The sequence below is a fragment of the Paenibacillus sp. p3-SID1389 genome, from assembly GCF_025151705.1.
Classification (GTDB): Bacteria; Bacillota; Bacilli; order Paenibacillales; family Paenibacillaceae; genus Fontibacillus; species Fontibacillus phoenicis.
The window spans coordinates 46,334-52,457 of sequence record NZ_JALXVO010000029.1 but is presented as its reverse complement, the minus strand read 5'-3'; the positions used below and the strand labels follow the sequence as shown (position 1 = coordinate 52,457).

Here is a 6,124-nt window from a genome sequence, read left to right as displayed (position 1 = left end):
TAACTTATAAAGAAAAATTGACATGCCGCAGATGAAAAGGGCGATCGCCGCGATCTGATCCGCGTTCTAATCCGACGATTTGGCCCAAGAGGTTTTTGCCTTCGCAAGGGACTATGCTATAATCTCAATTAATTGCGATTCGGAGGAGAAAGGAGGTAGCCTTATCAGCAGTTCACGACCCGATGAGAAAGACAACATTGTCTTGTTTCCCAAAACGTTGGACTATTACCAGATCGAACTGACCCGTATGCTGGAGACCGAAAGATATGGGGAGGCCGTAGAGCTCCTGCAATTTCTGCTTCAATGCCAGGGAGAGGATCCAAGGCATTACGAGGAATGGCAGGCTTTACTGGAGTGGCTGACCAGCGCATTTCCCGCGCTGAAAGACGGCATATCGGATTCGGAACCACAGGGCTTCGAGGGAGATGAGGAAACAGAGGAAATGCTCGCTCGTCGGCTCGCGGAGGCCAAGCTAGCCGAAGATGCGGGTTATACGGACAAGCTGTTAGCTGCCGTGAGGGACAAGCCGCTCTCGGAGCAGACGTTCCTTGCCCTGGAACAGCTTGCATACCTGGATCGTCCCGAGATCGATGACGCGCTGATCGGCTGGATCAGCCGGGAGGAGATGCATCCGCTTCTTCAATATCGGGTACTGCAAACGCTGCGCCGCCGCGGAACGACGGGGACGCTGGTGATCATGCGCGGAGGGGAGCGGGTGGAAGTGGAGATTGAGGCAGTCCCGCTCAAGCCTGAGGATTTCCCGCCAGCCGTGCAAATGGTGCTTGATCGCGTAGGCGACCAGACGCAGGTGCATGATCCGACCCTTTACTATTTCGCTCAGGAATTATGGTCACAGTTTGTCATGGTACTATATGGTACGGCGGATTACCGCTCGCTCCTGGTCGAAGAAGATGCGATCATCGATATTTGGGCGGCGGCGCTGCATCAGATGGTGGCAGATAGCTTGTCCGGAAGCCAAACGGATGAGGAGATTCGCGCCATGTACGGAATTACCGATGGACTGCGGCTGCGATATGAGCAAGTCTGCCGAACGATTGGCAAATTCGTTGCGTCGGGACGAATCCACGGCATGTAACCATTGGGTGAGAGTGCAGCAGAAGATCACTCTATCAACCTTGCAAATAGGATTTGCCCAATACCTGACTGTGGTCCGGCTCTTGTAAAAAGATGTATTGTTGTTTATAATATAATGGTTATTCTGATCGTGTTCATAGAGACAGCTATACTGGAACCCAAGAGCAAGACACCTTGAAAATAGCTGTTTTAGTCGCGATTCGGTTTCAGTATTTAAAGTATATGTGAAATTTGGAGGGGAAAGCATAAAATGAAAGCAACTTGGGAAAAAATAGAGAAGAACCTCGGTGTACTCGAGGTTGAGGTGGAGGCGGAACGCGTAGCCGCCGCACTGGATAAAGCTTTCCAAAAGGTTGTTAAGAAAGTAAACGTACCTGGTTTCCGCAAAGGTAAAGTGCCTCGGCCGATTTTCGAAGCACGTTTTGGCGTGGAAAGCTTGTATCAAGATGCAATCGATATCCTGTTGCCTGAAGTGTACACTGAAGCGGTTGATCAAACGGACATTTTCCCGGTAGATCGTCCTGAAGTGGACATCGAGCAATTTGCTAAAGGACAACCTTTCAAGTTCAAAGCAAGAATCACGGTTAAACCAGAAGTGAAGCTTGGCGACTACAAAGGCGTAGAAGTTCCTGCCATTAACGTTGAAGTCAGCGACGAAGAGCTGAACAATGAATTGGAGCGTCTGCAACAACGCCATGCTGAGCTTGTTGTCATCGACGATGAGCCGGCTAAGAACGGCGACACCGTTGTTATCGACTTTGACGGTTCCGTAGACGGCGTGCCTTTCGAAGGCGGCAAAGCTGAACGTTATTCCCTGGAGCTTGGAAGCAACACGTTTATCCCTGGCTTCGAGGATCAAGTTGTAGGCTTGGCTACCGGCGACTTCAAGGACGTTACGGTAACTTTCCCGGAAACGTACCATGCAGAAGAGCTGGCTGGCAAAGAAGCTGTGTTCAAAGTCAAAGTTCACGAAATCAAACGCAAACAACTGCCTGAACTGGACGACGAGTTCGCGAAAGACGTTAGCGAATTTGACACGTTGGACGAGTTCAAAGAAGATTTGAAGAAACAGCTTGCGGCTCGCAAAGAGCAAGAAGCAAAAGCAGCCCGCGAAGGGGCAATTGTTGATAAAGTCGGCGAGAACGCTGAAGTCGAAATTCCGGAAGCGATGATCAAAGGCGAAGTTGAGAACATGATTCGCGACTTCGACAACCGTCTTCGCGCACAAGGCATGAACCTGGATATGTTCCTGGGCTTCTCCGGTCAAACGGTGGACGACCTCAGAGGACAAATGCAAGGGGACGCTGAGAAACGCGTTCGCAACAACCTGGTGCTTGAAGCCATCGCTAAAGCCGAGAAGATCGAAGTCACTCAAGACGAAATCAACAAAGAGCTGAACGATATGGCGGAAGCTTACAAACGTACGCCGGAAGAAATCCGCAACATTTTGGCAGCTAACGGTTCTTTGGGCAGCTTGAATGAGGAAATCCTGATCCGCAAGACGATCCAGTTCTTGCTGGAGAACAGCAAGGAAGTTCCGGCTGAGCAAGCGGAGGCAAAGTCCAAAGAAGCTAAACCGGCTGCTAAGAAATCGACGAAGAAGTCGACCAAAGCCGAAGCGAAAGCAGACGCTGACAAAACTGAAGCCGAAGAAGCCCAAGGCGAGGAATAATTCACTCCAGCCAGATCCCGCTTCTTTGTATACATCACGATAAAAGTTAGGGCACGTATGATAAAATGCGTGCCTTAATTTTTCATCTCCAGATGATACATTTATTTCCATCGCGCACGGGACAAGCCTAAGGTTATATAATGTGTAAAAACGAACATAAACTGTACTGGGCGAAAAATGACACGGGGCTTCGAACATGATAGAATGTTTTACGTAAGCGCAAGGGAAATTGAAAAGGAAAAGAGGTTGGTCGCATGAGTCTGGTACCTATGGTCGTAGAACAAACGAATCGAGGAGAACGGTCGTACGACATCTATTCGAGACTCCTTAAAGATCGCATTATTTTTCTCAGCAACGCAATTGATGATGAAGTTGCCAATCTCGTGATTGCCCAACTGTTGTTCTTGGCAGCTGAAGATCCTGAGAAAGATATTCACCTGTACATCAATTCTCCGGGGGGTTCCGTTACCGCGGGGATGGGTATATATGATACGATGCAATATATCAAGCCCGATGTGTCCACCATCTGTGTCGGGATGGCGGCCAGCATGGGATCATTGCTGCTGACAGCAGGGGCCCCTGGCAAACGTTATGCGCTTCCGAACAGCGAAGTGATGATTCACCAACCGCTTGGCGGCGTTCGCGGTCAGGCAACGGATATTAAAATTCATGCCGATTGGATCATCAAGACAAGACAAAAGCTGAATCAGATCTATGTAGAGCGGACGGGTCAACCCCTTGAAAAAATCGAGCGCGATACAGACCGCGACTTCTTCATGAGCGCGGAAGAGGCTAAGGCCTACGGGATTATCGATCAGGTGATCTCCAAGCCCACTAATCTATAAAGGGGTGTTTACATGTTTAAGTTTAACGATGAAAAAGGCCAACTAAAATGCTCGTTCTGCGGCAAATCGCAAGAGCAAGTACGCAAGCTTGTTGCCGGACCCGGCGTTTATATATGCGACGAATGCATTGAGCTGTGCACGGAAATCGTGGAGGAGGAACTTGGCCACGAGGAAGAGCTGGATCTGAAGGAAATTCCGAAGCCAAAGGAAATCCGCGATATTTTGGACCAGTACGTCATTGGTCAGGAGCAAGCGAAGAAATCGCTGTCCGTTGCCGTTTACAACCACTACAAGCGGATTAATACGCAGAACAAGATCGAGGATGTTGAGCTGCAGAAGAGTAACATCCTGCTGCTAGGCCCTACAGGTTCGGGGAAAACACTCCTTGCCCAAACGATGGCCAAAATCCTGAACGTTCCATTCGCGATCGCCGATGCCACTTCCTTGACGGAAGCCGGCTATGTCGGTGAAGACGTGGAAAACATTCTGCTGAAACTGATTCAGGCTGCCGATTATGACGTGGAAAAAGCGGAACGCGGCATCATTTACATCGACGAGATCGATAAAGTGGCGCGTAAATCGGAGAATCCTTCGATTACCCGCGACGTTTCCGGCGAAGGTGTGCAGCAAGCGCTGTTGAAAATTTTGGAAGGTACGGTGGCTTCCGTTCCTCCGCAAGGCGGACGCAAACATCCGCATCAAGAATTTATCCAAATCGATACGACGAACATTTTGTTCATCTGTGGCGGGGCGTTTGACGGCCTGGAGCAAATGATCAAGCGTCGGATCGGTAAGAAGGTTATTGGCTTTAACGCGGCGAATGACGGGCAAAAAGAACTCAAACCGGGCGAATACCTGTCGATGGTATTGCCGGAGGACTTGCTGAAATTCGGATTGATTCCGGAATTCGTTGGCCGTCTGCCGGTCATCTCGACCCTCGAGCCGCTGGATGAGAAGACGCTGGTGCGCATTTTGTCCGAGCCGAAGAACGCTTTGGTGAAGCAATATCAGAAGCTGCTTGAGCTGGACAACGTGAACCTGCAGTTCGAACCGAAGGCGCTAGAAGCGATCGCTCGGGAAGCGATCAAGCGGAATACCGGAGCCCGCGGACTTCGCGCCATCATTGAGGGCATTATGCTTGACGTGATGTACGAAGTGCCTTCCCGCGACGATATTACGGATTGCGTGATCACCGAGAAGGTCGTTCTGGAGAAAACGGTGCCGGAATTGGCTTCCAAGCCAAACAAGAAACAAGAAGAAAGCGCGTAAGCGGGGAACCGCCGGGTGCGCTAAAATAAAGGTCAAGGTTCTCCACCTTTGCGGTTGTCGTGCCCTATATCTGGGCGCGCCCGCGGGGGTGGAGCTTTGATCGTTATGGGAGAGACCAGACATGACATTCTTGAGACAAGATACGCGGCCGGTTAAAGTCGGAAATCTGACGATCGGCGGCAGCAACGAAGTCATCATCCAAAGCATGTGTACGACGAAAACGGCAGATGTCGAGGCAACGGTAGCCGAGATTCTCCGGTTGGAGGAAGCAGGTTGCCAACTGGTACGCGTGACGGTGAATAACGAGGAAGCGGCTGCGGCGATCAAGGAGATCAAGAAACGGATTCATATCCCGCTGGTCGCTGACATTCACTTTAACTACAAGCTGGCGCTGCTGGCGATCGAAAACGGCATCGATAAGGTCCGGATTAATCCGGGGAATATCGGCCGCCGCGAAAAGGTTGAAGCGGTGGTCAAAGCGTGCAAGGAACGCGGCATTCCGATTCGGATCGGCGTGAACGCCGGTTCGCTGGAGAACCACTTATTGGAGAAATACGGCTACCCAACTCCCGAAGCGATGGTCGAAAGCGCCTTGTACCATATCGGGATTTTGGAGGATCTGGACTTCCATGACATTATCGTGTCGCTGAAGGCCTCGGACGTGCCGATGGCCATTGCGGCCTATACCAAAGCGGCAGAGGTCATTCCATACCCGCTGCATTTGGGCATTACGGAAGCTGGAACCTTGTTCTCCGGCACGGTGAAGAGTGCAGCTGGTATCGGCGCCCTCTTGTCGATGGGGATCGGCTCGACGGTCCGGATTTCGCTGAGTGCGGATCCGGTAGAGGAAGTGAAGGTGGCGCGCGAGCTGTTGAAGACGTTTGGGTTGATTACCAATGCAGCGACGCTTGTCTCCTGCCCGACCTGCGGCCGGCTGGATATTGACCTGTTCTCCATCGCCAACGAGGTGGAGGCGTATATCGCCAACCTGAAGGTGCCGATTAAGGTATCCGTGCTCGGTTGTGCCGTCAACGGCCCGGGCGAAGCGCGCGAAGCCGACATCGGGATCGCCGGAGCTCGCGGGGAAGGGTTGCTGTTCCGTTACGGGGAAATGATCCGGAAGGTTCCGGAAGCCGAGCTGCTAAGCGAATTAAAGAAAGAAATTGACCATATCGTGGAGGTGTACGAAGCGACCGGAGAAATTCCGGGACGCAAGGAGCACCGGGCCCGCGTGAAGTCTTGA

5 protein-coding genes are annotated in these 6,124 nt (G+C 51.5%); all 5 read left to right on the top strand.

Translation table 11 applies throughout. The features are described 5' to 3' along the window. Positions 1-202: 202 nt before the first annotated feature. The 5 genes from M3G15_RS13240 (at position 203) to ispG (ending at position 6,124) form a co-directional block, all read left to right on the top strand. Complete coding sequence (locus tag M3G15_RS13240; protein ID WP_009225145.1) at positions 203-1,096, top strand: hypothetical protein; 894 nt, start codon at positions 203-205, stop codon at positions 1,094-1,096. A gap of 249 nt (positions 1,097-1,345) precedes the next feature. Next, positions 1,346-2,767, top strand: a complete 1,422-nt coding sequence (tig, locus tag M3G15_RS13235) for a trigger factor (protein ID WP_009225146.1) — start codon at positions 1,346-1,348, stop codon at positions 2,765-2,767. A 254-nt stretch (positions 2,768-3,021) separates the two neighbouring features. Continuing rightward, positions 3,022-3,612: an ATP-dependent Clp endopeptidase proteolytic subunit ClpP gene (gene clpP / locus M3G15_RS13230; RefSeq protein ID WP_009225147.1), complete on the top strand. Its 591-nt coding sequence runs from the start codon at positions 3,022-3,024 to the stop codon at positions 3,610-3,612. 12 nt (positions 3,613-3,624) lie between these two features. Beyond that, positions 3,625-4,881: an ATP-dependent protease ATP-binding subunit ClpX gene (gene clpX / locus M3G15_RS13225; protein ID WP_009225148.1), complete on the top strand. Its 1,257-nt coding sequence runs from the start codon at positions 3,625-3,627 to the stop codon at positions 4,879-4,881. A 121-nt stretch (positions 4,882-5,002) separates the two neighbouring features. Next, complete coding sequence (ispG, locus tag M3G15_RS13220; RefSeq protein ID WP_009225149.1) at positions 5,003-6,124, top strand: flavodoxin-dependent (E)-4-hydroxy-3-methylbut-2-enyl-diphosphate synthase; 1,122 nt, start codon at positions 5,003-5,005, stop codon at positions 6,122-6,124.